The 26,492-nt window shown below is 68.0% G+C and carries 28 protein-coding genes and 3 tRNA genes; 14 read left to right on the top strand and 17 right to left on the bottom strand.

Annotated features, from left to right (window positions below; all coding sequences use genetic code 11):
• Positions 1-3 precede the first annotated feature (3 nt).
• Positions 4-885, bottom strand: a complete 882-nt coding sequence (locus tag M1M07_RS09645) for a xanthine dehydrogenase family protein subunit M (protein ID WP_248673959.1) — start codon at positions 883-885, stop codon at positions 4-6.
• 145 nt (positions 886-1,030) lie between these two features.
• On the opposite strand from M1M07_RS09645, the gene M1M07_RS09650 reads away from it, so the two are divergent.
• Positions 1,031-1,107 (top strand) — tRNA-Arg (locus tag M1M07_RS09650).
• An 89-nt stretch (positions 1,108-1,196) separates the two neighbouring features.
• Positions 1,197-1,364, top strand: coding sequence for a hypothetical protein (locus tag M1M07_RS09655; RefSeq protein WP_248673960.1), 168 nt, complete (start codon positions 1,197-1,199; stop codon positions 1,362-1,364).
• Positions 1,365-1,375: 11 nt separating this feature from the next.
• Here M1M07_RS09655 and M1M07_RS09660 read toward each other — a convergent pair whose 3' ends face one another.
• Positions 1,376-2,038: a PaaI family thioesterase gene (locus M1M07_RS09660; protein ID WP_248673961.1), complete on the bottom strand. Its 663-nt coding sequence runs from the start codon at positions 2,036-2,038 to the stop codon at positions 1,376-1,378.
• Between the two features lie 235 nt (positions 2,039-2,273).
• Between M1M07_RS09660 and M1M07_RS09665 the strand changes: the two genes are divergently transcribed.
• Positions 2,274-3,080, top strand: a complete 807-nt coding sequence (locus M1M07_RS09665; protein WP_248673962.1) for a DUF5602 domain-containing protein — start codon at positions 2,274-2,276, stop codon at positions 3,078-3,080.
• A gap of 98 nt (positions 3,081-3,178) precedes the next feature.
• On the opposite strand, the gene M1M07_RS09670 is transcribed toward M1M07_RS09665, so the two are convergent.
• Together M1M07_RS09670 and M1M07_RS09675 are read right to left on the bottom strand one after the other, a co-directional pair.
• Entirely contained in the window at positions 3,179-4,294 is a 1,116-nt protein-coding gene (locus tag M1M07_RS09670; RefSeq protein WP_248673963.1) for a glycosyltransferase, read from the bottom strand.
• 37 nt (positions 4,295-4,331) lie between these two features.
• Positions 4,332-5,477, bottom strand: a complete 1,146-nt coding sequence (locus tag M1M07_RS09675; protein ID WP_248673964.1) for a helix-turn-helix transcriptional regulator — start codon at positions 5,475-5,477, stop codon at positions 4,332-4,334.
• 110 nt (positions 5,478-5,587) lie between these two features.
• On the opposite strand from M1M07_RS09675, the gene M1M07_RS09680 reads away from it, so the two are divergent.
• A complete protein-coding gene (locus tag M1M07_RS09680; protein WP_248673997.1) occupies positions 5,588-6,334 on the top strand; it encodes a Mut7-C ubiquitin/RNAse domain-containing protein in 747 nt (248 codons plus the stop codon).
• A 10-nt stretch (positions 6,335-6,344) separates the two neighbouring features.
• On the opposite strand, the gene M1M07_RS09685 is transcribed toward M1M07_RS09680, so the two are convergent.
• Together M1M07_RS09685 and M1M07_RS09690 are read right to left on the bottom strand one after the other, a co-directional pair.
• Positions 6,345-6,749 carry a DUF1304 domain-containing protein gene (locus M1M07_RS09685; protein WP_197256779.1) on the bottom strand — a complete coding sequence of 135 codons (405 nt, stop codon included), beginning with the start codon at positions 6,747-6,749 and terminating at the stop codon, positions 6,345-6,347.
• Positions 6,746-7,201 carry a hypothetical protein gene (locus M1M07_RS09690; protein ID WP_248673965.1) on the bottom strand — a complete coding sequence of 152 codons (456 nt, stop codon included), beginning with the start codon at positions 7,199-7,201 and terminating at the stop codon, positions 6,746-6,748. The genes M1M07_RS09685 and M1M07_RS09690 overlap by 4 nt, the downstream gene beginning before the upstream one ends.
• Before the next feature lie 88 nt (positions 7,202-7,289).
• Here M1M07_RS09690 and M1M07_RS09695 point away from each other — a divergent pair, with 88 nt between their 5' ends.
• Together M1M07_RS09695 and gdhA are read left to right on the top strand one after the other, a co-directional pair.
• Positions 7,290-8,327: a helix-turn-helix transcriptional regulator gene (locus M1M07_RS09695; RefSeq protein ID WP_248673966.1), complete on the top strand. Its 1,038-nt coding sequence runs from the start codon at positions 7,290-7,292 to the stop codon at positions 8,325-8,327.
• Positions 8,328-8,670: 343 nt separating this feature from the next.
• A complete protein-coding gene (gene gdhA, locus M1M07_RS09700) occupies positions 8,671-10,014 on the top strand; it encodes an NADP-specific glutamate dehydrogenase (RefSeq protein WP_197256804.1) in 1,344 nt (447 codons plus the stop codon).
• Positions 10,015-10,074: 60 nt separating this feature from the next.
• Here gdhA and M1M07_RS09705 read toward each other — a convergent pair whose 3' ends face one another.
• The 3 genes from M1M07_RS09705 to M1M07_RS09715 are packed head-to-tail and all read right to left on the bottom strand — an operon-like array spanning position 10,075 to position 12,621.
• Positions 10,075-10,278 carry a hypothetical protein gene (locus M1M07_RS09705; RefSeq protein WP_197256773.1) on the bottom strand — a complete coding sequence of 68 codons (204 nt, stop codon included), beginning with the start codon at positions 10,276-10,278 and terminating at the stop codon, positions 10,075-10,077.
• 12 nt (positions 10,279-10,290) lie between these two features.
• Positions 10,291-11,556 (bottom strand): acyl-CoA desaturase, encoded by a 1,266-nt coding sequence (locus M1M07_RS09710; protein ID WP_248673967.1) that lies wholly within the window; start codon positions 11,554-11,556, stop codon positions 10,291-10,293.
• Between the two features lie 42 nt (positions 11,557-11,598).
• On the bottom strand, positions 11,599-12,621 hold the full coding sequence (locus M1M07_RS09715; RefSeq protein ID WP_248673998.1) for a ferredoxin reductase: 1,023 nt from the start codon (positions 12,619-12,621) through the stop codon (positions 11,599-11,601).
• Positions 12,622-12,845: 224 nt separating this feature from the next.
• Here M1M07_RS09715 and M1M07_RS09720 point away from each other — a divergent pair, with 224 nt between their 5' ends.
• Positions 12,846-13,487 carry a TetR family transcriptional regulator gene (locus M1M07_RS09720; RefSeq protein ID WP_248673968.1) on the top strand — a complete coding sequence of 214 codons (642 nt, stop codon included), beginning with the start codon at positions 12,846-12,848 and terminating at the stop codon, positions 13,485-13,487.
• Between the two features lie 23 nt (positions 13,488-13,510).
• Positions 13,511-14,344 carry an alpha/beta fold hydrolase gene (locus tag M1M07_RS09725; RefSeq protein ID WP_248673969.1) on the top strand — a complete coding sequence of 278 codons (834 nt, stop codon included), beginning with the start codon at positions 13,511-13,513 and terminating at the stop codon, positions 14,342-14,344.
• A 9-nt stretch (positions 14,345-14,353) separates the two neighbouring features.
• On the opposite strand, the gene M1M07_RS09730 is transcribed toward M1M07_RS09725, so the two are convergent.
• Complete coding sequence (locus M1M07_RS09730) at positions 14,354-14,941, bottom strand: TetR/AcrR family transcriptional regulator (protein WP_248673970.1); 588 nt, start codon at positions 14,939-14,941, stop codon at positions 14,354-14,356.
• Positions 14,942-15,032: 91 nt separating this feature from the next.
• Between M1M07_RS09730 and M1M07_RS09735 the strand changes: the two genes are divergently transcribed.
• Positions 15,033-15,881, top strand: a complete 849-nt coding sequence (locus M1M07_RS09735) for a thioesterase family protein (RefSeq protein WP_248673971.1) — start codon at positions 15,033-15,035, stop codon at positions 15,879-15,881.
• Here M1M07_RS09735 and M1M07_RS09740 read toward each other — a convergent pair.
• The 3 genes from M1M07_RS09740 to M1M07_RS09750 form a co-directional block, all read right to left on the bottom strand.
• Positions 15,866-17,233, bottom strand: a complete 1,368-nt coding sequence (locus tag M1M07_RS09740; RefSeq protein ID WP_248673972.1) for an MFS transporter — start codon at positions 17,231-17,233, stop codon at positions 15,866-15,868. The genes M1M07_RS09735 and M1M07_RS09740 overlap by 16 nt on opposite strands.
• 76 nt (positions 17,234-17,309) lie before the next feature.
• Positions 17,310-18,206: a type IV toxin-antitoxin system AbiEi family antitoxin domain-containing protein gene (locus tag M1M07_RS09745; RefSeq protein ID WP_248673973.1), complete on the bottom strand. Its 897-nt coding sequence runs from the start codon at positions 18,204-18,206 to the stop codon at positions 17,310-17,312.
• Between the two features lie 172 nt (positions 18,207-18,378).
• Positions 18,379-18,921 (bottom strand): TetR/AcrR family transcriptional regulator, encoded by a 543-nt coding sequence (locus tag M1M07_RS09750; RefSeq protein WP_248673974.1) that lies wholly within the window; start codon positions 18,919-18,921, stop codon positions 18,379-18,381.
• 215 nt (positions 18,922-19,136) lie between these two features.
• On the opposite strand from M1M07_RS09750, the gene cmrA reads away from it, so the two are divergent.
• On the top strand, positions 19,137-19,940 hold the full coding sequence (gene cmrA, locus M1M07_RS09755) for a mycolate reductase (RefSeq protein WP_248673975.1): 804 nt from the start codon (positions 19,137-19,139) through the stop codon (positions 19,938-19,940).
• Here cmrA and M1M07_RS09760 read toward each other — a convergent pair.
• Positions 19,937-21,745: a helicase HerA-like domain-containing protein gene (locus M1M07_RS09760; protein ID WP_248673976.1), complete on the bottom strand. Its 1,809-nt coding sequence runs from the start codon at positions 21,743-21,745 to the stop codon at positions 19,937-19,939. The two genes, cmrA and M1M07_RS09760, sit on opposite strands and share 4 nt — an antisense overlap.
• 87 nt (positions 21,746-21,832) lie before the next feature.
• Between M1M07_RS09760 and orn the strand changes: the two genes are divergently transcribed.
• Positions 21,833-22,432 (top strand): oligoribonuclease, encoded by a 600-nt coding sequence (gene orn, locus M1M07_RS09765; RefSeq protein WP_248673977.1) that lies wholly within the window; start codon positions 21,833-21,835, stop codon positions 22,430-22,432.
• Between the two features lie 83 nt (positions 22,433-22,515).
• Positions 22,516-22,593, top strand: a tRNA-His gene (locus M1M07_RS09770).
• Positions 22,594-22,873: 280 nt separating this feature from the next.
• Here the strand turns inward: M1M07_RS09770 and M1M07_RS09775 are convergent.
• Complete coding sequence (locus M1M07_RS09775; RefSeq protein ID WP_248673999.1) at positions 22,874-24,013, bottom strand: Ig-like domain-containing protein; 1,140 nt, start codon at positions 24,011-24,013, stop codon at positions 22,874-22,876.
• 350 nt (positions 24,014-24,363) lie between these two features.
• Here M1M07_RS09775 and M1M07_RS09780 point away from each other — a divergent pair.
• Positions 24,364-24,436 (top strand) — tRNA-Lys (locus M1M07_RS09780).
• A 92-nt stretch (positions 24,437-24,528) separates the two neighbouring features.
• Here M1M07_RS09780 and M1M07_RS09785 read toward each other — a convergent pair.
• Positions 24,529-25,089, bottom strand: a complete 561-nt coding sequence (locus M1M07_RS09785) for a TetR/AcrR family transcriptional regulator (RefSeq protein WP_248673978.1) — start codon at positions 25,087-25,089, stop codon at positions 24,529-24,531.
• A 106-nt stretch (positions 25,090-25,195) separates the two neighbouring features.
• On the opposite strand from M1M07_RS09785, the gene M1M07_RS09790 reads away from it, so the two are divergent.
• Complete coding sequence (locus tag M1M07_RS09790) at positions 25,196-25,567, top strand: hypothetical protein (RefSeq protein WP_248673979.1); 372 nt, start codon at positions 25,196-25,198, stop codon at positions 25,565-25,567.
• 27 nt (positions 25,568-25,594) lie between these two features.
• Here the strand turns inward: M1M07_RS09790 and M1M07_RS09795 are convergent, their stop codons facing one another.
• Positions 25,595-26,362: a L,D-transpeptidase family protein gene (locus M1M07_RS09795; RefSeq protein WP_248673980.1), complete on the bottom strand. Its 768-nt coding sequence runs from the start codon at positions 26,360-26,362 to the stop codon at positions 25,595-25,597.
• Positions 26,363-26,492: the final 130 nt, after the last annotated feature.

The raw sequence follows: 26,492 nt of genomic DNA on the forward strand, positions 1-26,492 counted from the left end.
AGTTCAGCCCCTTTCGGAAACTGCGAGCCGTTCGACGGAGCGGCGCAGCGTGCGTACGGTCAGTTCCGACGCGAGATGACGCTTGTAGTCGGCTGTTCCGCGCTGATCGGCGTCAGGGTTGCACGCGGCCGCGGCTCGCGCGCCGGCCTCGCGGAACAGTTCTTCGGAAGGTTCGGCGCCGCGCAGGAATTCGCCGAGTTCGGCGAGCGCGTCGGGATCGGGACGCACCGCGGTGAGCGCGACCCGCGCCTGCTCGATCGTCTTCCCGTTCATCCACACTGCCGCCCCGGCGGCAGCGATGGCCCAGTCCCCCGCACGCCGTTCGACCTTCGCGTATGCACTGGATCCGTTGCCGTGGCGCGGCAGGCGCACCTCGACGAGCAGTTCGTTGCTCGCGGCGGCAGTCTCGTAGGGACCGAGCTCGAAGTCGGCGAGCGCAAGCTCCCGGGTTCCGGACGGTCCGCGCAGCACGCACGTGGCGTCGAGCGCGGTGCACACCGTCGACAGATCCTCGGCAGGATCGGCCTGGCACAAGGACCCGCCGAGGGTGCCGCGGTTGCGGACGACCGGGTCGGCGATCACTTTCTCCGCGTCCCGGAAGATCGGGAACACCGCGGCGAGTTCGTCGGACTCGAGCAGTTCGCGGTGGCGGACCATCGCGCCGATCCGCACCACGTCGTCACCGATGTCGATGTAGCCCAGCTCGCCGGCGAGGTCGTTGATGTCGATCAAGAACTCGGGGTTCGCCAGCCGCAACTTCATCATCGGCAGGAGGCTGTGACCGCCGGCGATGACCCTCGCCTCGTCCCCCAGCTTGTCCAGCAGCGCGATCGCGTGGTCGACGCCGGTCGCGCGTTCGTACTCGAATGGCCCTGGTACCTGCATGTGAAACACCTCACATCCGGTTACATGCGCAGTGTATCGTCGCGGCAGGATCCTGCAGGAGAATCGGGCGATTCCGACCGGATCGACAACTCACCGCCTGCCCGAAATTCCCGATCACGGGCAGAGCAGATACGATGCTCCTCGCGCCTCCGTAGCTCAGGTGGATAGAGCAAGAGCCTTCTAATCTCTAGGTCGCAGGTTCGAATCCTGCCGGGGGCACCATCACCACTCTTTCGTCTCGCCTCCCGGCACCAGTTCTTCGCGGCACACTGGACCGGTAGCCGCACTCCGCCTGACGAGAGGAGCCGCTCGTGACCGAGACGACCGGCGAACACCCTGTCACTGCACGCGCGAACGGACCGACCGTCGTACTCGATCTTCTCGACGGCCTCGGCGTCGCGCTCGACCTCGCGCAGGCCCGGACACTGCTCGAACAGTTGCAGGCGGCGATTGCGAAGGCCGAGCGACTCGACGACTGACTCCCCCGGATTCAGTCCTGCGCGTCGATCTTGGTCCGCGCGTCCTCGATCCACGGTGGGGAGATGAAGATGCCTTCCGCTTCCACGCAGATCCCGTCGGGCCCGGCGATGTGGCCGGTGACGAACGCCTTGCGACCCTCGCGGCGGTCGAGCTTCGCCTCGGCGTGCAGGTCGCCGAGCGGCGTGGGCTTGCGGTAGCGGAGAGTAAGGGTGCCGGTCATGCCGGGTGAGCCCCCGACACGAGCGGCGTCGCCGAGGACCTGGTCGAGAACGAGCGCCGAGACGCCCCCGTGGGTGTGGCCGGCCGGCCCCTCGTAGCCGATGTGCAGGTGGAAGTCCGTCCAGACCCGGCCGTCCGGGTCGGTGTTCATCTCGAGCGGCGGAGCCACCGCGTTGCGCAGCCCTAATGCAGCGTTGCCCCAGGAACGGAATTGGCCGGCGTCGTTGAACCGTGTCCCGTACGGTCCGGGGTCGCGTCGCCTCCCGAGGATCGCCGCGGCCGCCGCGAGGTGTTCGCGAGCCCGGCGGATCTCGTCGTCGTCGGCCTGAGTGGCGATACCGAGCGGAATGAGCGCGCGGATGTCCTCGACCAGCGGCCCGTAGAGCGCCGCCTGGTGCGCGACCTCGTCTTCGGACAGGCCGTCGTTGATGTAGAGGCTGATGACGTCGGTCATGCGGGCTCCTGCGGTGTCGGGACACGGTCGCCGGATTCGAACTGCGCGGAGCCGAAGGTGTCAATCTCACGTTCCGGTGACCGGGACAGGGTCCACGCGCGCACGGCCGCAACACCCCCCGTCCAAGGGATGGTCCGGCGGCACGGCGTCGTCCGATACTGAGCGCACAGGAAAGAGCCTCGATCGAGCGCGAATCCTGTAGTAGAAGAACGTATCTCGACGAGGAGGTCGGACGATGCGGCATCACCGGCTGTTCCGATCCGCAGGACCGGCGATTGCAGCGTTCCTGGTCGCAGGCGGGTTGTCCTGGTACAGCGCGACAGCGGCTCCGGACGGGAGCCGCACCTCCTTCGGATCCTCGGGGAACCTCGGCAACGGAGTGGTTCGAACCTTCGCCTCCGTGGACCCCGGCGGTGCACCGGCCGCGGTCGGTGTCCGGGTCTCGGCGGCTGCACTCGACGGCCTGCCCGCCGAACCCGCCATGCTCATGCTCGATTTCCCGCCGGAGGCGTCCGCGACGGCCTTCGACCACCTGATGCTCAACTGGAACCCGCACGGACACGAACCCGAAACCCTTTTCGGTAAGCCGCATTTCGACTTCCACTTCTACATGAACGACATGGCCTCGATCATGCGGATCGATCCGGCGTCACCCGGCTTCGCCACGCAGGCCGCCCACTTTCCCGACACCCGGTACATGCCGCGCGACTACGTCGCCCCGCCCGGCGCGCTGGCGTCCGAACTGGCGGTGCCGTTCATGGGGACGCACTGGGTCGACGCGACCGAAGGCATGATCCCGGGCGTCTACGAGTTCACCGAGACGTTCATCAACGGATCCTGGGACGGCACCTTCACGTTCATGGAACCGATGATCACCCGCGCATGGCTGCTCACGGAGCCGACCTTGCAGGAGAGCATCAAACAACCTCAGGCCTACCAGAAGTCCGCGTACTACCCCACCGTCTACACCGTCCGATTCGACGACAGCGCTCAGGAGTTCGAGATCACCCTGTCCGAGATGGTGTACCGCACCGGGTCCTGAGACCCGTGGCACCCATCCGCGGCGCGCTCGGTCATCCGCTCTGACGATCCTCGGGGCGGATGACTGACGGCCGAGCGGGTCCGTGAGGGACATACCTATCACGGTGAGTCGTCCAGCGCGAGAAGCCGATCAGCGGCGGCCGCAGCGCCGTCGGTGGCCCTGATCCGGGTGCCGAGCGCGGCCGCCGCGGTCCGATAGCGCTCCGAATGCACCAGCTCGTCGATCGCGTCGCGGATCTTGCCGGGGCTCGCCGTCCTGCGGAGCACCTTTCCGGCACCGGCGGCGGCCACCGCCTTCCCGACTCCCGGCTGGTCGGTGAGCGGCGACATGGGCATGATCAGCATCGGAAGACCGTGCGCGAGAGCCCGGAACGTGGTGGCGTGCCCTCCGTGCCCGATCACCGCGGAGCATTCCGGCATCAACTCGTTGTGCGGAACGTACCGGTGGACCGTTGCATTCGCCGGTACACGGAATCCCGCGGGGTCGACCGAGGGTCCGGTCGTGACGACCAGCTCGACGTCGGTGCCCTCGACGGCGTCGAGGATGTTCTGCAGGGTCCTGCGCTGGCCCGCGAATCCGGCCGTGCTGAGACTGGCCAGCACACGCGGTGGGGTCCGCCCCACCGCCGCCTCCAGGACATCGTGCACGGCCCCGGTCCACACCACGTGCCCGTTCGTCCGCCCGGCTCCGTCGCGAGCCGCGGGATCGAACTCCGGGTCCGAGCACACCAGTTCGAGATCGGAGTTGTGCCACACACGCCGGGGACCGAGCCCTTTCGTTCGGGCGACGATACCGAACGGGCCGCGCCGGAACGATCCGTAGAACATCGCGTAGAAGGTGTGGAACAGCGCGACGTGTCGCAGTCCCTCACGGGCGGCCGCATCGAGCGCGTTGAACAGCATGCAGTCGACGACCACCAGATCGGCCGGATCGGCGCGCACCTCGTCCCGGAGATCCTGCCCGACTCCCGGTTCGGTGACCATCGTGATCCCCATTGTCAGGACCGTCCACGTGCTCAACTGGTCGTGGGGGCGCCACGGCGGGGAGTTCCGGTAGGCGCGGAATTCGAGCCCGGCCGATTCGATCTGCGACTGCTGCATCGCGTGCCCGAGAACCCGGACGCGGTGACCGCGGTGATGCAGTTCCCTGCCGATACCCAGCGCCGGCGGCACATTGCCGCCGGCTTCGAACGTCACGATCAGGATGTCGGACACGACGTTCCCTCCCTCTCCAGGACGCCCCGACCGGTAGCTACGGGTTCTGTTCGCTTCGTGCCGTTCCGGTGAACGAGCCGTCCGGTCCGACCGGCGCACCGAAGTGCGGCAGATGGTGGGCGAAGAACAGGTGCGCGACGAGTTCCTGACGGCTGTTGACGCCGAGCTTGGCGTAGATGCTCTTCAGGTGGTCCTGGACGGTGTAGGGGCTGATGAACATTCGTTGCCCGATCTCCGCCCGCGTCTCGCAGGCGAGGACATGTCCGAGTACCTCCGCCTCCCGCGTGGTGAGTCGGTACAGGTCGGTCACCAGCGCGACGATCTGCGCGGGATGGGCCGGTTCCAGCGTGACGACCACCCGGCCTGCCGCTCCCCGGCCGTCGAGTCGCCCTGCGCGCAGCACCAGCCATTCGCCGTCGGCGGTGCGCATCCGGGTGACCACCGCGTCGCCCGAATTCCGGAAACGCACGGCCGCCGCGACCGCGGGCATCATCCGGATCCGCGAGTCGCCGCCCATCCGATCGAGAAATTCCAATGCGCGCGGGGTCGCCGACTCCACCTCGTCGTCCTCGCCGACGATCACCACGGCGGGGCCGTCGGACACCTCCGCCGCCACCTGTGGCGCCTGCCGGATCAGCGACAGGCGCAGGCCTTCGCCGATCTCGCGGGCAATCTCGGCGAGCGCTTTCACGTCCGCATCGCAGAAGCGGTCGCCGGGTCCGCGCATGAGCGTCCCGCCGCCCCACACCCGGTTGTCGCGCCCACGGAACACCAGACGGACCTCGTCGTCCATCCCGAGCGGTTCGAGTATCTGCTGATACGGCAAGGCATCCCGGACATCACCGTCGATGGCGTCCCGGATCGTCTGGACTCCCTCCGGTTTCCGGGCGAGCCTGCTGTAGGTGTTGGCGTAGGGCGAAGTGCCGTACTCCAGTTCGGCGACGATCTCGACCGCGCGGCCGGTCGGGTCCGTCACGTCGACCATCGTCGCGGACGTGATCATCAGCGTCCCGGGATCAACCGTGCCGACCATGCCCCGATCGAACGGGATCCGTCTGCGGATCACGCTCAGCGCTGCCTGCCCGAAGTCGGACGGGCTGTCGGTGGCGAGCGCGGCATCTCGGATGGACGAGCGAAGTGCTCCGACCGTCCGAGATGCGGCCATGCCCCGCTTCTCGGCCATGACCTCAGTATGCGCAGGCCGAGATAGCCGTCGGTACCCCTCACACGTGGGGTGTGTCGAGAACCCGTCCGGGTTGCGCGGGTGCACGGCACGGCCGGACGATGACAGCTGTGACCGGTTTCGTGGAGGTCCGCCCGTACGCCGAACTCAACGCGTTCGTCGCCGCCGAATGCCGGGGCGTCGCCTCGCGCCGGCCGTTCCGTCCCCACCAGACCGTCAAGGACGTCGCCGAGGCGATGGGCATCCCGCACACGGAGATCGACCTGATCGTCGTCGACGGCGAGCCCGTCGATTTCGGATACCGGCCGCGCACCGGCGCCCGCATCGCGGTGTATCCGGTCTTCGAGGCACTGGGCATCGAACCGATCGAACGGCTGCGGCCGGCGCCGCTGCGCGACCCGCGGTTCGTCGCCGACGTCAACGTCGGCAAGCTGGCCCGCTACCTGCGCCTGCTCGGGTTCGACGTGCAATGGTCCCCTACCGCGGCCGACGAGACGCTCGCCCGGGTCAGCACCGACGATCAGCGCATACTCCTGACCCGGGACCGCGGTCTGCTCGCCCGCAAGGTGATCACCCACGGTCTGTTCGTGCACGCGGTCGATCCGGTCGAGCAGGTCGTCGAGGTCGTCCGGCGGCTCGATCTGACGTGCCGGCTCGCGCCCTTCACCCGCTGCATGCGCTGCAACGACCCGCTCGTGGAAGTGCCCAAGTCGGAGGTTCTCGATCAGCTCGAGCCGCTCACCCGCCGGTACTACGACGACTTCCGGCGCTGCGTCGGCTGCGGCCGGGTGTTCTGGGCAGGGTCGCACCACGATCGGCTCGTCACCCTCGTGGAGACGATCCGCGCGCGGGTATGAGCCCAGCGCCCTACGCGACAGCCAGCGCCAGGAGCGCTACCAGTGACGGCACGGACTGACACAATGAACCGACCACGCCCGACCCGCGCGGTCTGCTCATCGCCATCCGGTCCGAGGCGAACAGCGCGATCCCGGCCAGGAACATGAACGCGCACGTGTAGATCACGAGGGTGCGGCCCGGGGTGTCCTGGCCGGCCCACCACAGGGCGACACCGACGATCGCGCCCGATCCGAGAAACAGGTTGTAGAAGCCCACGTTGAAGGCCCACATCCGGACCGGAGGGACGTCGGCGGTGGGCACGCGGAACAGGTCCCGGTGGATGCCGGGCCGGAGGAACAGGATCGACTCCCACGCGAATGCCAGCAGATGCACCGCGGCGGCGACGAGTGCGGCGACCTGGGCGACGACGATCATGACGACCCACTTCCTTCACCGAACCGGATGTCGTGCCGGCCGGCCAGCAAGGGTGGCAGCTCGGCCTGGGCATGCTGTTCGCGCAACACACCGGCAAGGTCGGAGAAGAAGCCGCTCATCGCCGTACCGGCACTGACGAGAAGGAACACCGCGTTCGCGGTGAGCACCGAAAAGGTGTTCATCGTCCCCGCGGCAATGTCGAGGGAATCTCCCGGCGCGAGATCGCAGCTCGCGCCGTCGACGTGGACCCGGATCCGTCCGCGCAGCAGGTGGTAGGTCTTGGCCCAGGACTCCGCGTGCAGCGGGGGCGGTTCGCCGAGACGTGGCGCCTCGACCAGCATGAGTTCGTATGCACCGCCGGTGTGCTCGTGGGACGAGAGGACCGTGACATCGGCGTCCGGGAGCGACAGCCGCGTGCCCGAACCGGACCGTTCGAGATGAAACCCTGACATACCGTGACGTTAGATCCGGCGAAACCGACCGGGACATCCCAGGAATCGGGGATGTCGACGGCAGCAGGGACCGGCGCATACTGGGCTCATGCTCGAAGTGCGCGCTGAGCGACTGCGCCGGGGCATCCTCGCGTTGGCGGGCACCGGCGCGGGCGTCGCCGAAGTACACGAACGGGCCATCGAACTGGTCGATCGCACCGTGCGCAGCGACCTGACGTGCTGGGCACTGATGGATCCACGGACGCTGACGTTCGGTTCGATGACCAGCGGACGCGTCCGCATCCCCAGCGAGTACGAACTGCTGCTCGCCGAATCCGAATGCGGCGGACACGATCCCGCGACCTTCGCCGAGGTCGCCCGCAGCGGGCGGACGGTCGTCCGGGCGTCCGATCTCCCGAGTGCCGACGTCGCGCACAGTCTCCGGCACGGCGCGGTATGGAAACCGCTCGGACTCGACCGCGAGCTGCGGGTCGCTTTCACCGTCGACGGATACTGCTGGGGTGCAGCAGGATTCGTTCGTTCCGGAACGGACTTCAGCGACCGCGAGGTCGAGTTCCTGACGATGGTGGCCCCGGCCCTGGCTACGGCGACGCGCGCCGCCGCCGTGCACACGCTGCGGCCGCACCCCGGGGACGATCCGGGTCCCGCGGTGGTGCTGACCGACCCGTCCGGCGACCCCGTCGGGCTCACCGCGGCGGCCCGTCTCTGGCAGGACCGGCTGACCGGCCCGGTGCGGCTGGCGGTGCTGTTGCGCGCCGCGACGTTCGGGGCACGATCGAGTCCTTCCGGCGTCTTCCGCACGCATATCAGCGACGGGCACGGGTACTGGGTCCTGGTGCGCGCCACCGCGCTCGACTCCGACGGCGACGACAGCCGCACGGTGGTCACCCTCGAACCGGCCCCGGCGGACGAGTTCACCGATCTCCTGTTCGCGGCATACGCGCTCACCACGCGCGAACGGGACGTGTGCACCGACGTGCTGGCGGGTTTGTCGACGGCCGAGATCGCACGTCGCCGGGGTATCAGTGCCAATACCGCTCAGGATCACCTCAAGTCGGTGTACGCGAAGACGGGCGCGGGCAGCCGGGCGGAACTCGCCGCACTCCTGGCCGGACGGCAGGGCTGAGGCGCTTCGCGCCGGTGTGCCGTTGTGGCGGTTGGGACCGCCAGAAGGGCACACGGTTCGAGGCCGCCGGGGAGCTGGCGCCCGGGTCCGATGCGGTTCCGCTGCCCTAACAGATCGCCGTGGTTGCCGCCATCCGAATCTTCACCCCGGACGAGCGAACCGCGGCGGGAAAATGCGCCGAAAATCCGATTCGAGGCTCTCACCTGCGGCGATCCTCCGGGGTCGTGGGCACTGTGTCTTTTCTCCCACCTGGGCAACCTGATGAAGGATCTGCCGTTGTTACGGCTTATAGTGAGTTAGGTAAATGTCATGTAACAGTGTTCTCACAGTCAGGCAGGTGGGCGTGTCGACCTCGGACCGCATCGAAGAGATCTACCAGCAGGTCAAGGCTCGCAACGCAGGTGAACCGGAGTTCCATCAGGCGGCGGCCGAGGTGTTCGAATCTCTGCACGTCGTGCTCGACCGGCATCCCCGTTACTTCGAATCCGGACTCATCGAGCGGCTCTGCGAGCCCGAGCGGCAGATCATCTTCCGCGTGCCGTGGATCGACGACCAGGGCAACGTGCACGTCAACCGCGGTTTCCGCGTGCAGTACAACAGCGTGCTCGGCCCCTACAAGGGCGGCCTGCGCTTCCACCCGAGCGTCAACCTCGGCATCGTCAAGTTCCTCGGCTTCGAGCAGATCTTCAAGAACGCACTGACCGGCCTGCCGATCGGCGGCGGCAAGGGCGGCTCGGACTTCGACCCGAAGGGTCGCTCCGAGCAGGAGATCATGCGCTTCTGCCAGTCCTTCATGACCGAGCTGCACCGCCACATCGGTGAGTACACCGACGTTCCGGCCGGTGACATCGGCGTCGGCGGCCGCGAGATCGGCTACCTGTTCGGCCAGTACAAGCGCCTCACCAACTCCTACGAGTCCGGTGTCCTCACGGGCAAGGGCCTCACCTGGGGCGGCTCGCAGGTCCGTAAGGAAGCGACCGGTTACGGCGCGGCCTACTTCGTCAACGAGATGGCCAAGGCGGCCGGCAGCACCCTCGAGGGCCGCACCGCCGTCGTCTCCGGCTCCGGCAACGTCGCCATCTACGCCATCGAGAAGATCCACCAGCTCGGCGGCAAGGTCGTCGCGTGCTCGGACTCGTCGGGATACGTCCTCGACAAGGCCGGCATCGACCTGGACCTGCTCAAGGAGATCAAGGAGGTCCGACGGGGCCGCATCTCCGAGTACGTCGACGAGCGCGGCGACGCCGAGTTCTACTCGGGCGGCAACATCTGGAACGTGCCGTGCGACATCGCGCTGCCGTGTGCCACTCAGAACGAGCTCGACGAGGCGTCCGCGAAGGTGCTCGTCAACAACGGTGTCAAGGTCGTCGCCGAGGGCGCGAACATGCCGACCACGCCGGGTGGCATCGCGGTGTTCCGCGACGCCGGTGTCGCGTTCGCGCCGGGCAAGGCCGCGAACGCCGGTGGTGTGGCCACCTCCGCGCTGGAGATGCAGCAGAACGCCTCGCGCGATTCGTGGCACTTCGACTACACCGACGAGCGTCTGGCCGGCATCATGCGCGACATCCACAGCACGTGTGTCGAGACGGCCGCCGAGTACGGCAAGCCGGGTGACTACATCCACGGCGCCAACATCGCCGGCTTCGTGAAGGTCGCCGACGCGATGTTCGCACTGGGTGTCATCTGATCCACCCCGATCCACACGAAAGGCCCGCTCGTTCGAGCGGGCCTTTCGTGTCGGTGCAGGTCAGCCGGTGGTCTCGTCGTGGTCGAGTTGCGCCTTGCGCGCAGCCTCGCGCATCTCGATACCGTCGGAGATCCAGTTGCCGATCTCGCGGGTGACGTCCCGCACGGCACCGGCGATGATGCCGGCGATGTTCCCGACGTGCGTCGCGGCGGATTCCGTCAATTCCTGGACCGTGTCCTTGTTGCGTTCGAAGCGTCCAACCATGCGCTCTCCCCCTCAGACGGTGTCGTGGACGAGCGTACGCGCAGCACGGGCCCCTCGCGCTTCCTCGAACTCCTCGCCGGGCTCGGGCTCGACAACCGCCGGTTCCGGACGTGGGCGGCGCTCGATCACGACCGCGGTCTCACGCTGGTCGGACACCCAGGAGGGCGGAAGCGCCAGCCGGAAGATCTTGCCCCACACCGACGCGACCTGCCGGAGCAGTCCCCCGGTGTTGTAGGGCAGGCCGTGCTTCTCGCACAGAGCCCTCACCTGCGGTGCGATCTGCGGGTAGCGGCGGGCCGGCAGATCCGGGAACAGGTGGTGTTCGATCTGGTGGGACAGGTTGCCGGTCATCAGGTGCATCAGCGACGATCCGCTGATGTTCGCACTGCCGAGCAACTGGCGCACGTACCACTCGCCACGGGATTCGCCGGCGGTTTCCTCCTGAGTGAACGACTGGACGCCGGACGGGAAGTGCCCGCAGAAGATGACGGAGAACGCCCACACGTTGCGCACCAGGTTCGCGGTGGCGTTGCCGAGCAGGGTCGGAACGAACAGCGGGCCGCTGAGCAGCGGGAACACGACGTAGTCCTTGAGCACCTGCCGGCCGGCCTTGTGCCACCACCCGCGCGCGAGCGGCCCGAGTTCGCGGATGTCGCGTTTGCCTGCCAGCACGCGGTCGGCCTCGGCGTCGTGCAGCATCACGCCCCACTCGAACACCAACATCAGGACCGCCGCATAGAGCGGGTTGCCCAGGTAGTACGGCTTCCACGGTTGCGCCGGGTCCATGCGCAGGATGCCGTATCCGATGTCGCGGTCCATGTCGAGGATGTTGGTGTAGGTGTGGTGCACGAAATTGTGCGAGTGCCGCCACTGATCCGACGGGCACACCGTATCCCATTCGAAGACAAGAGAATTCAGGGAAGGCTCGCGCATCCAGTCGTACTGGCCGTGCATCACGTTGTGCCCGATCTCCATGTTGTCGAGAATCTTCGACACGCTCAGCGCGGCGACACCGGCGATCCACGCCGGGGGCAGGAATCCGAGGAACAGCAGGCCACGGCCGGCCACCTCGAATCCCCTCTGCGCCTTGATGACCCGGTAGATGTATTCGCGGTCCTCGGAGCCGAGCGAGGCGACGGTGCGCTCCCGCAGGGCGTCGAGTTCACGGCCGATCTCGTCGACCTGATCGCGGCTCAGGATCACCGGATCCGGGTCGGGGTCACGGTTTCCGGACAGGAACGGCAGGAAGGGTATCGCGGGTAGGGACAATCCGAACATGGTGTCCTCCAATGGTTTCGGGCCGATCGATATCGGCCGCGGCTACAGTTCGACCGCGACGTCACCGACCGGGGCGTTGACGCAGATCCGGATGCGCGTGTCGGGTTCGGCGTCGAGTTCACCGGTGCGGACGTCGCGGGTGCAACCGGATCGGCGGATCGAGGTGCAGGTGTGGCAGATGCCCATGCGGCATCCGTGATCGGGTCTCAGACCGGCGGCTTCGGCCTGTTCCAGCAGGGTGGCGCCGGTGTTGTCCGCGACCACGCCGGACGCGGTGAACCTGACCTCGCCGGTGGCGTCGCTCGTGTCGAGGACAGGAAGGGTGAATTCTTCGGTGCGCAAACGATGTTCGGCGCCGACCTCGCGGTAGACCTCGCGGACGCGTGCGGTCAGACCCGCCGGTCCGCACGCATAGGTGGGGGTACCGGCGAACCAGGGGACGACGGCGTCGAGGTGTTCGCGGCGGAAACGACCGCGCAGGTGGCCACCGTCCCCGCGGGTGTAGGCCAGGACGACCTCGACGTTGGCGCGTGCGGCGAGTTCGTCGAGTCGCGCACGTTGCGGCACGTCCGCCGGGGTGCGTGCGTAGTGCAGGAAGGTGATCGCGCCGGTGTGCCCCTCGTCGGCGAGGGTGTGCAGCATCGACAGCACCGGCGTGATGCCGCTACCGCCGCTGACCAGCAGCAACCGATCCGGACGGACCGGCGGGAGAACGAAGTCGCCGTCGGCCGCCCCGAGGTCGACAACGTCACCCGGCCGGGCGCAGTCGTGCAGGTAGCGGGACAACAGACCGTCCGGGTGGGCCCGCACAGTGAGGACGATCCGGTCGTCGTACTGCGAGTTCGAGGGCGAGTAGCAGCGGGTGTGCCGGACCCCGTCGACGACGACGCCGAGCCGGATGTGCTGGCCGGCTTCGAATCGGCAGCGGCGGGCCGGGCGCAGCGTGAGCGTGGCCATCCCGGGCACGGTGCGGTCGATGTCGACGATCCGCGCCCGCGTGTCCTGTGTGGTGAGGAGCGGATTCAGCAGCTCGAGGTAGCGATCCGGGTGGTGCGGCCAGGACATCAGCCGCAGCGCGCCGGTGACCGCCTTCGTGGTGCGGCGGGCAGCGATGGTGCGAGTGAGGGGTGAAGCGACCATGGCGGGACCTCCCGACCGATCGGATTTCTAGTGCACACTTGTACACTGAATCAGTGTTGCAGCACCCACCCGCCACCTGTCAACACGTGAGTGACCCCCGTTACACGGATTTTCGATTCGCGGATGACGCTCTGCATAGACTCGGACCCGTGTCCGTAGTTCCCGTCCCCGAACCCGCTACCCGGGCCGCCCGCAAGGAACGCACGCGCCGCGCGCTGCTCGACGCCGCACTCGAATTGTCGGCGGATCGGAGTTTCTCCACGGTGAGCCTGCGAGAGGTCGCCCGCCGGGCGGGGATCGTCCCCACCGCGTTCTACCGGCATTTCGCCTCGATGGACGAACTCGGCGTCACCCTGGCCGCCGACACGATGCGCGTGCTCCGGCAGGTGCTGCGCGACGCGCGCCGCGCCCGCAACGCCGGCGACAACGCCCGGGCGTCGTTGGCCGTCCTCGTCGAACAGATCCGCGCCCACGAGGCCTCGTTCCGCTTCCTCGCGCGCGAACGGCACGGCGGGCCGCCCGAGGTATCCCGCGCCGTCAACGACGAATTGCATTTGCTCACAGTGGAACTCGCTGTCGACCTCGGCAGCATGGCGGGGCTCGGCGACTGGAGCGACGACGACCTGGAGATGGCCGCCGCCCTGCTCGTCGTCGCCCTGCTCGAGGTGGCCGTCGACCTGCTCGCCGTCGAAACGGGCGGACCGGACGAGGCCGCGGTGGTCGCACGCGGTGAGAAGCAGATGCGCCTGATCATTCTCGGCATGGGGGCCTGGAAACCGGCCCACGAGTGACCGCTACACCGTACGGTGGCGCCATGTTCGAGATCAGCCGCGTCGCGCTCGGAGACCTCACATTCGACGTCCGCGTCGCCGGCCCCGACGACGGCCCTCCGCTAGTGCTGCTGCACGGCTTCCCCGAAACCGGGCGCAGCTGGGAACCGGCGGGCCGGTTGCTCGCCGACGCGGGCCTGCGGGTGATCGTCCCCGACCAGCGTGGGTACTCCCCCGGCGCCCGGCCCACCGAGGTGTCCGCGTACACGGTCGGTGAACTGGTCGGCGACGTCCTCGGCCTGCTCGACAGTTTCGGTATCGAGGCGGCGCACGTAGCCGGGCACGACTTCGGCGCGGTCGTCGGCTGGCATCTCGCGGCGCATCATCCCGATCGCGTTCGCACACTCACCGCGGTGTCGGTGCCGCACCCCGGCGCCTACAGCTGGGCGCTGCAGCACGATGCCGACCAGAAGTCCCGCTCCGCGTACATCAAGCTGTTCCGGATGGAGGGCACGGCCGAGTCGGCGCTGCTCGACAACGGCGCCCGGCGGCTGCGCGCGATGTACAACCCGATGCCCGATCGCGCTGCCGTGGACGAGTACGTGCGGGTGCTCACCGTGCCCGGCGCGATGACCGCCGCCCTGAACTGGTACCGCGCGTTGACCAGGGACTTCCGCAGCATTCCGTCGGTGAAGGTGCCCACCACCTACGTGTGGAGCACCGCCGACGTCGCGGTCGGCCGGGCCGGCGCCGAGCGGTGCGGCGAGTTCACCGAAGCGGACTACGACTTCGTCGTGCTCGACGACGTGAGCCACTGGATTCCCGAGGAGCAACCGGCGGCACTGGCCGAGTCGATCCGGGCGCGCATCGCGGGCTGACCGCCGCCCTCATTCGGTCGGCGTCACCGCTCCCGCGGCCCGGCACAGCAGTTCGAGTTCGCCGACGACCGCGTCGAGCGGTGCCGCACTGCGCTGCGCCTGCGCCAGGATCAGCCCGCCCTCGAGCGCGCTGACGAGCATCGTCGCGAGGGTCGCCGCGCGGGCCGGGTCGACTCCGTCGCCGACGAGCCGCGCGCCGATCATCTCGGTCCAGCGGGTGAACGAGACCCCGGCGATGTCGCGTGCCGACGCTTCGGTGCCGAGCGCCGCTGCCACGATCGGGCACCCTGCGACGTAGTCGGTGGCCTCGAGCACGCGTCGCCACAGGTCGACGATGGACCGGATCGCGGTGACGGTGTCGCCGGAGTCCAGGATCCGCTGGATTCTGTCGGTCAGCTGGTGCGCGGCCGAGCGCGTGGCTTCCTCGATCAACTGACTCTTGCCGCCGGGAAAGTGGTGGTAGATCGATCCTCGGGGGGCGCCGCTGTGGGCCAGGACATCGGCGAACGAGGTCGCGGCCACCCCACGTTCCCGCATCAGGGCCACGGCGCTGGCCGTCATCGCCGCGCGCGGTCCCCCGTCCTGTCGCCGTGCCATGACGCCCTCCTCGATCCGATGGGGATTGCCCTCTCGCATTATGTATGTTGTCATACTTAGAAGACCAGTTCCAGGACGTCAGGAGTCCACCGTGACCGAACTCGACACCACCCGCGACACCGACGTCTGCGGAACCGGCACCCACGTCTTCGACGACGCCGTCGCCCTCGTCGCCGCCGACGCACACCGCTACACGGGCCGCACGCACCCGGCGTACGCGAACATGGTCGGACCGTTCGGCGGCATCACGGCCGCGACGCTGCTGCGCGCGGTCCAGCAGCATCCCGAGGTTCTCGGCGTTCCCCTCTCGCTCACCGTCAACTACTGCGGTGCGCTGGCGGACGGCGACTTCGAGATCGTCGCTCGTCCGGTGCGCACCAACCGCTCCACCCAGCACTGGTCGATCGAGCTCTCGCAGGACGGGGCGGTTACGACCACCGCGACCGCGGTGTTCGGCACCCGACGCGAGACCTGGTCGTCGACCGAGGCCGTCGCACCCGACGCGCCCCCGGCGCAGGACGTTGCCCAGCAGTCGCTGCCGGAATTCATCGCCTGGGCGCGCAACTACGAGATGCGTTTCGTCGAGGGCGCGGTGCCAGACCCGGAGACCGGCGAGCACCCGGATTCGACGACGACGCTGTGGGTGCGGGACACTCCCCCGCGACCGCTGGACTTCGCGGCACTGACCGCGCTGTCCGACGTGTTCTACCCGCGGGTGTTCCTGCGCCGCGGCCAGTACATGCCCGCCGGAACCGTGTCGCTGACCGTGTACTTCCACGCCGACGAGCACGCCCTGGCCCGCCAGGCCGACGCGTCCGTCCTCGCGACGGCGCGCGCGCAGCGCTTCGGCAAGGGCTACTTCGATCAGTCCGGCGAGCTGTGGAGCAGCGACGGCGAACTGCTCGCCACCACTCACCAGCTGGTCTACTTCAAAGGCTGACCACGGCCTCCGGCCTTCAGTGGCTGTCCCACGGCCTCCGGTGCCCGCACGGCCAGCAGCGCCGCGAGGCCGGCGCCCAGCACCACGAGCAGCCCGGCGATGCCCGCGCGGTCCGTGCCGAAACCCCAGGCGAAGAACCCGAACAACGTCGGCGCCAGGAACGACACCGCCCGGCCTGTGGTGGCGTAGAGCCCGAACATCTGCCCTTCCCGGCCCGGCGGCGTGATCCGCGCCAGGAAGGTGCGTGCCGACGCCTGCGCGGGCCCGACGAACAGGCACAAAAGCAGCCCGAAGATCCAGAACAGCAATGGTCCGGACACCGCGAGCAGGACGACGCCGACGACGATCATCGCGGCGAGCGAGACGACGATGACCGCCTTGGGACCGACCCGGTCGTCGATGCGGCCCGCGACGAGCGCACCGAGCGCGGCCACGACATTGGCCGCGACACCGAACAGCAGCACGTCACCCGTCCCGATGCCGTAGACGGTCACGGCCAGTACCGCCCCGAACGTGAAGACCCCGGCGAGACCGTCGCGGAACAGCGCCGACGCGCCGAGAAACCAGACGGTGCGGCGATCCGCGGTCCACAGGTCCCGCAGATCGCGCCACAGCACCCGGTACGCCTCGGTGATGCGGCCCTTTTCGGCACCGGGGTGGACACCGGTCGGCGGCAGTTCGGGAACAGCGAGCAGCACCGGGATCGCGAAGATCCCGAACCACGCGGCGGCGAGCAGCGCGACCAACCGGATGTTGGTGCCGTCGTCGGTGCTCAACCCGAGGAATCCGCGGGTGTCGCCGTCACCGGCGATGAAGCCCGTGTAGCACAACAACAGCAGCACTATTCCACCGAAATAGCCCATGGACCAACCGAATCCGGAGACCCGTCCGATGTTCTGCTCGGTGGAGATCTGCCGCAGCATTGCGTTGTACGGCACCTGGGCGAGCTCGACGATCACCGATCCCACACCGAGCAGCACCAGCCCCAGCCACAGGTAGTGATAGTCGTCGCGCACGAAGTACATCCCGGCCATCGCGGCGACGGTGACGAACGTGAGCACCGCGAGGGAGCGTTTGCGACGGCCGGTCGCGTCGTAGTGTTGCCCGGAGATCGGCGCGGTGACCGCGATGACGAACCCCGCGATGCCCAGGGCCCAGCCCAACCACGTACTCGCCGAGACGGTTCCGGGCAGGTCGTCGCCGACGGCGTCGGTGAGATACACGGAGAACACGAAGGTGAGGATCACCGCGTTGAACGCGGCCGATCCCCAGTCCCACAGGCCCCACGCGAAGACCTGCCGCCGCGTCGTCGCCGTCCCGATTCCCGCCGGCGCGGCCGTGTGTGCGCTCATGCCCGCAGCCTAAACCGGCACTTCGAGAACCGCCCCATATGACGGTTGGTGTATCGATATTTCGTTACGCCAACCGTCATGTCCGTCTTGTACGTGCGCGGGCACGCTCGAAACGCTGTACGACGACGTCGAAGTGGTCCAGCTCCACCCAACTCCACCGGATGACCTCGAACCCGAGGTCGCGCAGGGCGTCCTCCCGGAACTTCTCGGCGACGAGGTCACGCGGGTCGGAGTACTTGCCTGTCCCGTCGAACTCTCCGACGATCCCGAACTCCTCCCAGAAGAAGTCGAGGCGGAAACGGCGACCGTCGCGTGTGACGACCTCGTGCTGGAGGTGTGGACGGGGCAGACCCGCGTCCTCGATCCGTACCCGCGACAACGACTCGCCGACGCTCTCGCTGCGCGCGTCCAGGAACCCTGCGACCGTCCGGGCTCGCGCGATGCCGTTGAGGCCGCAGGCGGAGTCGAGGATGCGCGGTAACGCGGCTGCCGCTGCGGGGTCGCTGCGCAGGAGCGCATCGCCGATGACGACCGCCTGCGGGCGTGGTGCGGTCCGCGCGACGTCCGAGATCGTCCGCGCCACCGACGTCACCGGCACGTCGTCGACGGTCGCGAGGTCTGCCTCCGACAACCGCGCCGCATGGAGATGCAATCGTCCCCGCCGTCGTGCGCCCGCGCTCGGTGGCCGCGACACGTGCACACGTGTGAGCGGAAGATTCCATACCGGCGCCCCGTGCAGGACCGCGGCGGAGACGTGGCTGATCACGTGTCCCGGGCTCAGCGTCGAGCCGAGATGCCGCGCGAGCACGCGGTGCCGGCCGGTGTTGTCGAGCGCGTCGTGGTCGCACCTTCGCAGATGGACGCCGTGCGCGATCGGAACCAGTTCACCGCGTCGAAGGTCGCGCGCGATCTCGAAGGCGGAGACGCCGGCCGCGAGTAGTTGTGCGCGCGTGAGCACTCGTGGATCCCCCATGCGGGTGATCGTGCCGCAGCGTCCGTCGGCGATTCGCCCGGAGACCACCGAATCCGCCGCGCCTGTGGACGGAGCAGCTGCCTGTGGACAACTTCCGGATGAGGACTGCGGCGCCCGAAACAGCGGGTGGTGTACCAGTATTTCGGTACACCAACCGTCGTTCTCGACCTGTCTAGACGGTGGCGCCGGCGAGTAGGCCTGCCACCGACTGCCGCATCACGGCGGTGGCCTCGTCGACCCCGAGCTGCAACTCGTCGCGCAGAACGGCCCACGAGCCCCAGGTCGCGGCAGCTCCGAGCGCGTAGACCAGGCGGTCGCGCCGGTCCCGGTCGAGGTTTGCGAGTTCTCGGGCGAACAGGATCTTCACCTCGTCGGTGACCCGCGCGATGCAGCGCGCGCGATGAATCTTGAGCGCTTCGGAGAACTGCTGGCGCAGGAGCGACGCCCGCGCATACGGAGCGATGAACTCGAGCAGCCACGCGCGCTGCCGGCAGAACCCGTCGATCCGTTCGGACAGCGGCAGGTGCGCCGGCACCGGCTCGAACATTTCGTCCTGGCGGCGCAGCATCTCCGCGCCGGTGAATGCCATCAGGGTGTCGAGGTCGTTGAAGTTGACCCACAGTGCCCGCAGCGAGACCCCGGCCTGTTCCGCGACCTGCGCGCCGGTGGGCTTGAGCATGCCCGCCCGGAGCAGCTCGATGTGTGCCTCCACCACTGCCCTGCGAGTGCGTTCCGCGCGGGCTGTTCGACCGTCCGTGACAGTTGTGACCACGATCCCTCACTTCGTTCGACCGCACCGAGCCGGGTAGGCCTCGGCAGCGCTTCGCAACCTGCCCTGCGAACAATACCGACCAACCTCCCCGTTTAGGAGAATTGGTTCGAACGACACGGCCGATGAGTTCCTGCCCGCGGCGACTAGGCTGACCCACCGTGACTCTGCCGAACCCCACCCCAGACGCCCGCGCGGTCGTGACCGGCGCCTCCTCCGGTATCGGTGAGGCCCTCGCCACCGAGCTCGCAGCGCGCGGCCACTCGCTCATTCTCGTCGCACGTCGCGGCGAAGTGATGGAAGAGCTCGCCACGACACTCCGACACAAGCACGGCGTCACCGTCGAGGTGCGCGCCTGCGACCTGTCCGACCGCGACGCTCGCGCCGAGCTGGTCGAGGAGCTGGCCGACCGTCACGTCAGCATCCTGTGCAACAACGCGGGTATCGCCACGTTCGGACCCGTATCCGGCCTGGACCCGGCGTACGAGCGCGCGCAGGTCGAACTCAACGCGGTCGCCGTGCACGACCTCACCCTCGCCGTGCTGCCCCAGATGGTCGAGCGACGGTCCGGTGCGATCCTCAACGTCGGATCGGCGGCGGGCAACATGCCGATCCCGAACAACGCGACGTACGCCGCGACGAAGGCGTTCGTCAACACCTTCTCGGAGTCGCTGCGCGGTGAGCTCAAGGGCACCGGCGTGAACGTCACCCTGCTCGCGCCCGGCCCGGTGCGCACCGAGACCCCCGATCCGGCGGACGCGTCGATCGTCGACAAGCTCGTCCCCGACTTCCTGTGGATCTCGAGCGAGCACACCGCGAAGGTGTCGCTCGACGCGCTCGCCGAGAACCGCATGCGCATCGTGCCCGGCCTGATCAGCAAGGCGATGTCGGTCGCGGGCAACTACACGCCGCGCGCGATCGTCGCCCCGATCGTCGGCACCTTCTACAAGAAGCTCGGCGGCTAACGCCGCTTGCGGCCGGTGCCGAAGATGCTGCGGGAGATCTCCCGGCCCGCAGCCGAGGCCGCCGACCGCAGGAAACTCTTCATCGCGGAGCTGCCCAGCACCTGTTCGACGATCGTCGGCCCCTCGTCCCGGGGGGCCGGCATCGTTTCGGACAGGTCCGGCAGTGGCGGCACGTCCAGCGGCGGATCGACGTTCGGCGCGCCCGCGACCTTCGCCGTCAGCATCTCGTACGCGGATTCGCGATCGATGGTCTGCCCGTACTTCGCGAACAGCGGATGGCCCTGGGCGGCGGTGCGGATCGCGTCGTCGCCGACGGTGTCCATCAGCGACCGTGGCGGCCGGATCCGGGTCCATGCGACCGGCGTCGGGGCGCCCTTCTCGGACAGCACGGTGACGATCGCTTCACCGGTCCCGAGCGAGGTCAGCGACTTCTCCAGGTCGTAGAACGCCGTCTTCGGGTACGTGCGGACCGTCTTGGTGAGCGCCTTCTGGTCGTCGGGCGTGAACGCGCGCAACGCGTGCTGCACCCGCGCACCCAGCTGGGACAGGATCGCGTTCGGGATGTCGGTGGGCAGCTGCGTGCAGAAGAACACGCCGACGCCCTTCGACCGGATGAGCTTGACGGTCTGCTCGACCTGCTGCAGGAACGCCTTCGACGCGTCCGCGAACAGCAGGTGGGCCTCGTCGAAGATGAAGACGAGCTTGGGCTTGTCCAGATCGCCTTCCTCGGGCAACGTCTGGAACAGGTCGGCGAGCACCCACATCAGGAACGTGGAGAACAGCACGGGACGCGCGGCCTGGGCGCCCAGCTCGAACAAGCTGATCACCCCGTTGCCGCCGAGGACGCGCAGCAGATCCTCGGTGTCGAACTCCGGTTCACCGAAGAACGTGTCGCCGCCGTCGGCCTCGAGGTTGACGATCGCGCGCAGGATGACGCCCGCGGTCGCGGCCGAGACGCCCCCGATGCCTTTGAGGTCGGCCTTGCCCTCGTCGCTGGTCAGGTACGCGATGACCTGCCGCAGATCCTTGAGATCGAGCAGCGCCATGCCCCGCTGATCGGCCCAGTGGAAGATCAGCCCGAGCGTCGATTCCTGGGTGGTGTTCAGGCCGAGCACCTTGCTCAGCAGGATCGGACCGAACGCCGTGACGGTCGCGCGCACCGGGATGCCGATGCCCTCGGTGCCGAGCGAGAAGAACTGCGTCGGGAATCCGGCAGGGGTCCACGACGGATCGCCGGTCTCGGCGGCGCGGGTGACGAGCGCGTCGCTGCTCTCCCCGCGCGCGGACAGACCGGACAGGTCACCCTTGACGTCGGCCATCACCACCGGCACGCCCGCGGCGGACAGCTGCTCTGCGATGCCCTGCAGGGTCTTGGTCTTGCCGGTACCGGTCGCGCCGGCGATCAGACCGTGCCGGTTCATCATGGCCAGCGGAATCCTGACCCGGGCGTTCGGAGCGACGACGCCGTCGTGCACGACGGTGCCCAGTTCGAGGGCGGCGCCGGAGAAGGCGTAACCGGCGGCGATCTCCGCGGCCGGGCCCGCGGGTTCGGCTGCCTCGGCGGGCGCACTCTCCGAGGTCGCTTCGGCCCCGGCCTCAGTCTTCTCGGTCCCGGCTTCGGCCTTCCCCGCTGCAGCGTCGGCCGCGGCCGCGGCGGCGGCCTCCTCGGCCTCGCGTTGGGCCCGTTCGGCTGCTGCGGCGGCTTCGGCGGCGACGCGGGCCGCTTCCTCGGCGGCCGCCTTCGCTGCCTTCGCCTTCTCCGCAGCGGACAACGCTTCGTCGGACCGGATCGGATCCACGGTCATGTTCAGCCCTCCTCGAACCAGCACGGCCGGCGTCGGTTTACACCGCAGACCTTATCCCTCTCACGCGGCTGACTAGTCTGTACTCTCGTGCAGGACAAACTTGTTTGGATCGATTGTGAAATGACCGGTTTGCGTATCGGCAGCGACAAACTCATCGAAATCGCCGCGCTGGTCACCGACAGCGACCTCAACGTGCTCGGCGAGGGCGTGGACATCGTGATCCACGCCGACGACGACGCGCTGGCCGCGATGCCGGATGTCGTGCAGCAGATGCACGAACGGTCGGGGCTGACCGAAGAGGTGCGCCGCTCGACAGTCACGCTGGCCGAGGCCGAGAAGCTCGTCCTCGACTACGTGCGGGCGCACGTGCCGGAGGCCGGTACCGCTCCCCTGGCCGGAAACTCCATCGGCACCGACCGGCAGTTCATCTCCCGGGACATGCCGGAACTCGACAACTACCTGCACTACCGCATGGTCGACGTCAGCTCGATCAAGGAACTGTGCCGGCGCTGGTACCCCCGCATCTACTTCGGCCAGCCCACGAAGGGCCTGTCGCACCGCGCTCTGGCCGACATCAAGGAGTCCATCCGGGAGTTGCGCTACTACCGGCGCACCGCGTTCGTCGCCCCGCCCGGGCCGTCGTCTGCGGACATCACGAGCGTCGTAAAGGATCTTGGACCGGCCTGACCAGGCGATTCGTCGTTTTCGGGTAGAGCAGGCTAGTATTTCAATCGCAGTCGCAACCGGCTCCGGCCGATAGCGGATGCGATGGTGAGTGTAGTTCAGTTGGTAGAGCACCAGGTTGTGATCCTGGCTGTCGCGGGTTCGAGTCCCGTCACTCACCCCCAGGAAAGGCCCCGACCGCACGGTCGGGGCCTTTCCTTTTCTGCGCCTTCTGCGCCGGCCTGCCGAGGACCGCGCCACAGCCGTCCGGGTATTCGACGAGATCCTGTCCGAATACCTCCCGAGGACGTCGCGACCGTCACGGGCTCGAGGGCTGCGACCCCGACGTGGAGCGGCATGTAGGTGGCCCCAGGCCGCCCCTGACCCCTTTACGACGACGGAGGGTGACCCGGATTCGGTCACCCTCCGTCGTTCGTCTCCGCGGTGCACAGCCCGCGCCCCGGGTCAGGTGTTGGCGTTGCCCGCCTTCCACGTCGACCACGGGATGTTCCAGTCGCCGAGACCTTCGGTTCCCTCCAGGACTCCGCCGACCGTGTTGCGCACGATGACGATGTCGCCGCGCTTGGTGTTGTCGAAGATCCACTTCGCGTTCGCCGGGCTGAGGTTCAGGCAGCCGTGGCTGACGTTGCGCACCCCCTGATCGCCCAGCGACCACGGCGCGGAATGGAAGAAGATGCCGCTGTAGGACATGCGCGTCGCCCAGTCCACAGGCGTGCGGTAACCCTGCGGCGAGTCGGCCGCCACTCCGTACGTGGACGAATCCATGATCATGTGGTCGAAGCGGTCGCCGATCGTGTAGACGCCGTTGGGGGTGGGCGTGCTGTCCTTGCCCATCGACGTCGGCATCGACATGATCGCGCTGCCGTTGCGGTTGACCACGACGGTCTTCGTGTTGTCGTCGACGTCGATGATCACCGCGTCGCCGATGGTGAACGACGAGTGCACGTCCGACTGGCCGAACAGTCCGTCACCGAGGTCCTTGCCGTACGCCTTCACGTCCACGGTCACGGTCGTGCCCGGCGTCCAGTAGTTCTCCGGCCGCCACCGCACCTCACGATTGCTGAGCCAGTAGAAGGCACCCTCGACGGGCGGATTCGTGACGATGGTGATGGCCGCCTCGGCCGCGCGCCGGTCCGGGATGTTCTCGTCGAACTGCACAGCGACGGGCTGGCCGATACCGACGACCGAGCCTTCACCGGGCAGCACGTAGGGCTGGGTGAGGTTGCCGGGGGCGCTCGTGGTGAACGTCGCGACGGACGTGGTCGCTCCGCCGAGCCCGTACGCGACCGTCTCGAGCGTGTACTTGCGGTTGTAACCCAGCGGTTCGGAGTTCGCCCAGGTGGTGCCGTCCGGCGCGAGCACGCCGGCGACCGCCTCCCCGTCGGGATTGCGGAGCGTGACGGAATCGAGCTTGCCGTTGACGACCGAGACGGTCACCGGATCGATCGGCGAGAAGCCGACACCGCCGTCGACGACGCTGGACGACACCGTGGGCTTGATGAGTGCGGCGAGGGGATTCGAATCGATGGGGACCTCGTCGGCACCGCCGGCCGAGCCGCCGGCACATGCAGTGACGAAGGTCATGACACCGACCAGTACCGCCCCCAACACCGCCACGGTCGTACGCCGGGAGCGGCGCCGCGGCGTCCGCACACTCTTCTCGATCACTCTCAACCCTCCGATTCCGGACCTCCCCCAGGCCGCAAAACTGCACGTCAATGCGTGTCTCATCGATGATGCCAGCCGGTGAAGACCGAGACCAAATCTGAAACCTCGGCGACGAATAACGTTCGAATACCAATCGCCCCGCCACCCACTCGCGTTACCCGCAGACATCGAGGAAATCGCCGTTGACCAGGCGATTTGGCGCCGTACAGCGGAGTGTGTAATCTTCTCTTCGTCGCCGGGACAACGGCCCGGAGACAAACCGCCAAGCGCCATTAGCTCAATTGGCAGAGCAGCTGACTCTTAATCAGCGGGTTCGGGGTTCGAGTCCCTGATGGCGCACAACAGAAGGCCCGCACCGAATTCGGTGCGGGCCTTCTTCGTTCGCTTGCTCAGCACGCGAAGAACGTCGACTCCGGTCCCGGAGAGCGCCGTCAGATCGACGACCGGTTCTCGACCGTCGGCCAAAAGAGTTCGAAGAGTCGTTGCCTCCATTCGCGTACGTGTCCGTGGCGCCCGTATTCGGCGACGTAGGCCCCGACGATGGCATCGATGAGCGCCTCGTTGTCGAGGTCGCCGCGGAACTCGCCGGCGTTCTTCGCTTCGTCGATCACTTCGGACACTTGTCGCCGATAGCCGACGAGCACCGACCGGAACAACTCGCTGAACTCGTCGTCCTCACCGGTGAGCAGGGCGGCCATGCCACCGAAACCGATGCCCTGTTCGACGGATGCGACCGCCCGCTCGAGAACCCACTCCAGGCGCTGCCGACCCCCGAGCGCTGCATCGGCCCGCGGCGGGGATGCCAGGGGTGCCAGTGCCGCCGTCAACATCTCGCGGCGATCTGCGTACCGCCGGTAGATCGTCGTCTTCGCCACGCCGGACAACGTTGCCACCGACTCGATCGTGACCGCGCTTGCTCCTCTGGACCGCAGCAGGTCCAGCACAGCGGCGACAATCCGGTCGTCGACGGTGGTGGTCGTGGGATGGGACATTGCTCTCCTTCGCACCGGGGCGTACCTGCTCGATTCTGTCACGCGCTACGTTGGACGTATCGCTACGCTTCGCGTATCGTAGTGTTGTGCGATGAAAGGAGTTCACATGCAGAGCGTGCGCCGAGCGGCCCGCACCATCCCGTTTCCTTTTCTGGGATACGTGCTGGGCGTCATCGGTTTGTTGTTCCTCGGGGGATTCGTCGGGGCACTGGCGAGCGGGTTCTCGTTCGCACCGGTGATCGGGATCGCGACCGCGGCACTCTTCGTCGGAATGGTGGCGTGTTTCCGGATCCGCGCCCATCAGATCGCCCAGGGAAATCGTGGCGACGTCGAACTCAGCATGGATCCGATGCGCCCAGCCGAGGATCCGGAAGCGACCGCGCGGTATCTGATGACCTATCGGGGGACGAACGCGCCGGCCTCGAGAGAAGGTGAATCGGGCCGGAAAACCGATTCCGGGCGGCCGCTGGCGGCGTGAGGTCGACCTCGCGTTCCGCGCGCGGAATCACCATTCGATGACGACCGGATCCCCGATCTTCACGTTCTCGAAGTACCACCGCGCGTTCTCGGTGCTCAGGTTGATGCAGCCGTGGCTGACGTTCGCGGAACCCTGCGAATCCACCGACCACGGTGCGGCGTGCACGAAGATTCCGCCCCACGTGAGACGGACCGCGTATTCGGTGTCGATCCGGTACCCCTCGGGGTCGTCGATCGGAACACCGTAGGTCGACGAGTCCATCACCAGGTTCCGGAACTTCTCGAGCACAGGGAAGGTCCCGGTCGGCGTCTCGTATCCGGGCTTGCCCATCGACGCCGGCATGGTCCGGACGATCTCCCCGTTCAGGGACACGGTGAACTGGTGCGTGGACAGGTTCGCGACCGCGACGAATTCGTCGCCGGTTCGGAACTGCGTCCGGGTGCCGCCGGCCAGTACGGTGACAGCGGTGTGGCCCGGCCAGAATCGGTCCGGAACCCACTCGAGGTGACGGTCGTCGCGCCACCGGAAGGCGCCGGCGACGGGCACGGACGGGATGACCGCGACGGATCGTTCGGCGGCGGCCCGATCGGTCACCGGGGCGCCGAAGCGGACGGTCACCGGCTGCGCGATACCGACCACGGCTCCGTCCGAGGGCGCCAGCGCGGCCACCGGGGGCCCGCCCGGGGGCACGATGCCGATGCGACCGGCGGAGGCGGCGGACCCCGTCGCCAGCGCGACGCTTGCGGCGAGGATCGCGACCAGGACGAGTCGTGCAACATGCTGCGCAGTCCGCATGACCGTCACCCCTTCGAAGACGAGACGATCGACGTCTTCTCAGTGAACCACGCCAAGATGTGAACCACGCCAAGATCGAAGTCGGAAGAAAGTGACAAGTCACAGCGACCGACGCAAAGACGAGGGCACC

Origin of the sequence: Rhodococcus sp. HM1, from assembly GCF_023218075.1 — a bacterium.
GTDB lineage: Bacteria > Actinomycetota > Actinomycetes > Mycobacteriales > Mycobacteriaceae > Rhodococcus.

Excerpts from the sequence above, each read along its gene's own strand:
- M1M07_RS09725 (WP_248673969.1), top strand. The coding sequence starts at position 13,511 with ATGTTCGAGATCAGCCGCGTCGCGCTCGGAGACCTCACATTCGACGTC.
- M1M07_RS09705 (WP_197256773.1), bottom strand. The coding sequence starts at position 10,278 with ATGGTTGGACGCTTCGAACGCAACAAGGACACGGTCCAGGAATTGACG.
- M1M07_RS09760 (WP_248673976.1), bottom strand. The coding sequence starts at position 21,745 with ATGACCGTGGATCCGATCCGGTCCGACGAAGCGTTGTCCGCTGCGGAG.
- M1M07_RS09695 (WP_248673966.1), top strand. The coding sequence starts at position 7,290 with ATGCTCGAAGTGCGCGCTGAGCGACTGCGCCGGGGCATCCTCGCGTTG.
- M1M07_RS09795 (WP_248673980.1), bottom strand. The coding sequence starts at position 26,362 with ATGCGGACTGCGCAGCATGTTGCACGACTCGTCCTGGTCGCGATCCTC.
- M1M07_RS09715 (WP_248673998.1), bottom strand. The coding sequence starts at position 12,621 with ATGTCCTGGCCGCACCACCCGGATCGCTACCTCGAGCTGCTGAATCCG.
- M1M07_RS09685 (WP_197256779.1), bottom strand. The coding sequence starts at position 6,749 with ATGATCGTCGTCGCCCAGGTCGCCGCACTCGTCGCCGCCGCGGTGCAT.
- M1M07_RS09665 (WP_248673962.1), top strand. The coding sequence starts at position 2,274 with ATGCGGCATCACCGGCTGTTCCGATCCGCAGGACCGGCGATTGCAGCG.
- M1M07_RS09785 (WP_248673978.1), bottom strand. The coding sequence starts at position 25,089 with ATGTCCCATCCCACGACCACCACCGTCGACGACCGGATTGTCGCCGCT.
- M1M07_RS09730 (WP_248673970.1), bottom strand. The coding sequence starts at position 14,941 with ATGGCACGGCGACAGGACGGGGGACCGCGCGCGGCGATGACGGCCAGC.
- M1M07_RS09790 (WP_248673979.1), top strand. The coding sequence starts at position 25,196 with ATGCAGAGCGTGCGCCGAGCGGCCCGCACCATCCCGTTTCCTTTTCTG.
- M1M07_RS09690 (WP_248673965.1), bottom strand. The coding sequence starts at position 7,201 with ATGTCAGGGTTTCATCTCGAACGGTCCGGTTCGGGCACGCGGCTGTCG.
- M1M07_RS09645 (WP_248673959.1), bottom strand. The coding sequence starts at position 885 with ATGCAGGTACCAGGGCCATTCGAGTACGAACGCGCGACCGGCGTCGAC.
- M1M07_RS09710 (WP_248673967.1), bottom strand. The coding sequence starts at position 11,556 with ATGTTCGGATTGTCCCTACCCGCGATACCCTTCCTGCCGTTCCTGTCC.
- M1M07_RS09660 (WP_248673961.1), bottom strand. The coding sequence starts at position 2,038 with ATGACCGACGTCATCAGCCTCTACATCAACGACGGCCTGTCCGAAGAC.
- M1M07_RS09740 (WP_248673972.1), bottom strand. The coding sequence starts at position 17,233 with ATGAGCGCACACACGGCCGCGCCGGCGGGAATCGGGACGGCGACGACG.
- M1M07_RS09775 (WP_248673999.1), bottom strand. The coding sequence starts at position 24,013 with ATGACCTTCGTCACTGCATGTGCCGGCGGCTCGGCCGGCGGTGCCGAC.
- M1M07_RS09745 (WP_248673973.1), bottom strand. The coding sequence starts at position 18,206 with ATGGGGGATCCACGAGTGCTCACGCGCGCACAACTACTCGCGGCCGGC.
- M1M07_RS09675 (WP_248673964.1), bottom strand. The coding sequence starts at position 5,477 with ATGGCCGAGAAGCGGGGCATGGCCGCATCTCGGACGGTCGGAGCACTT.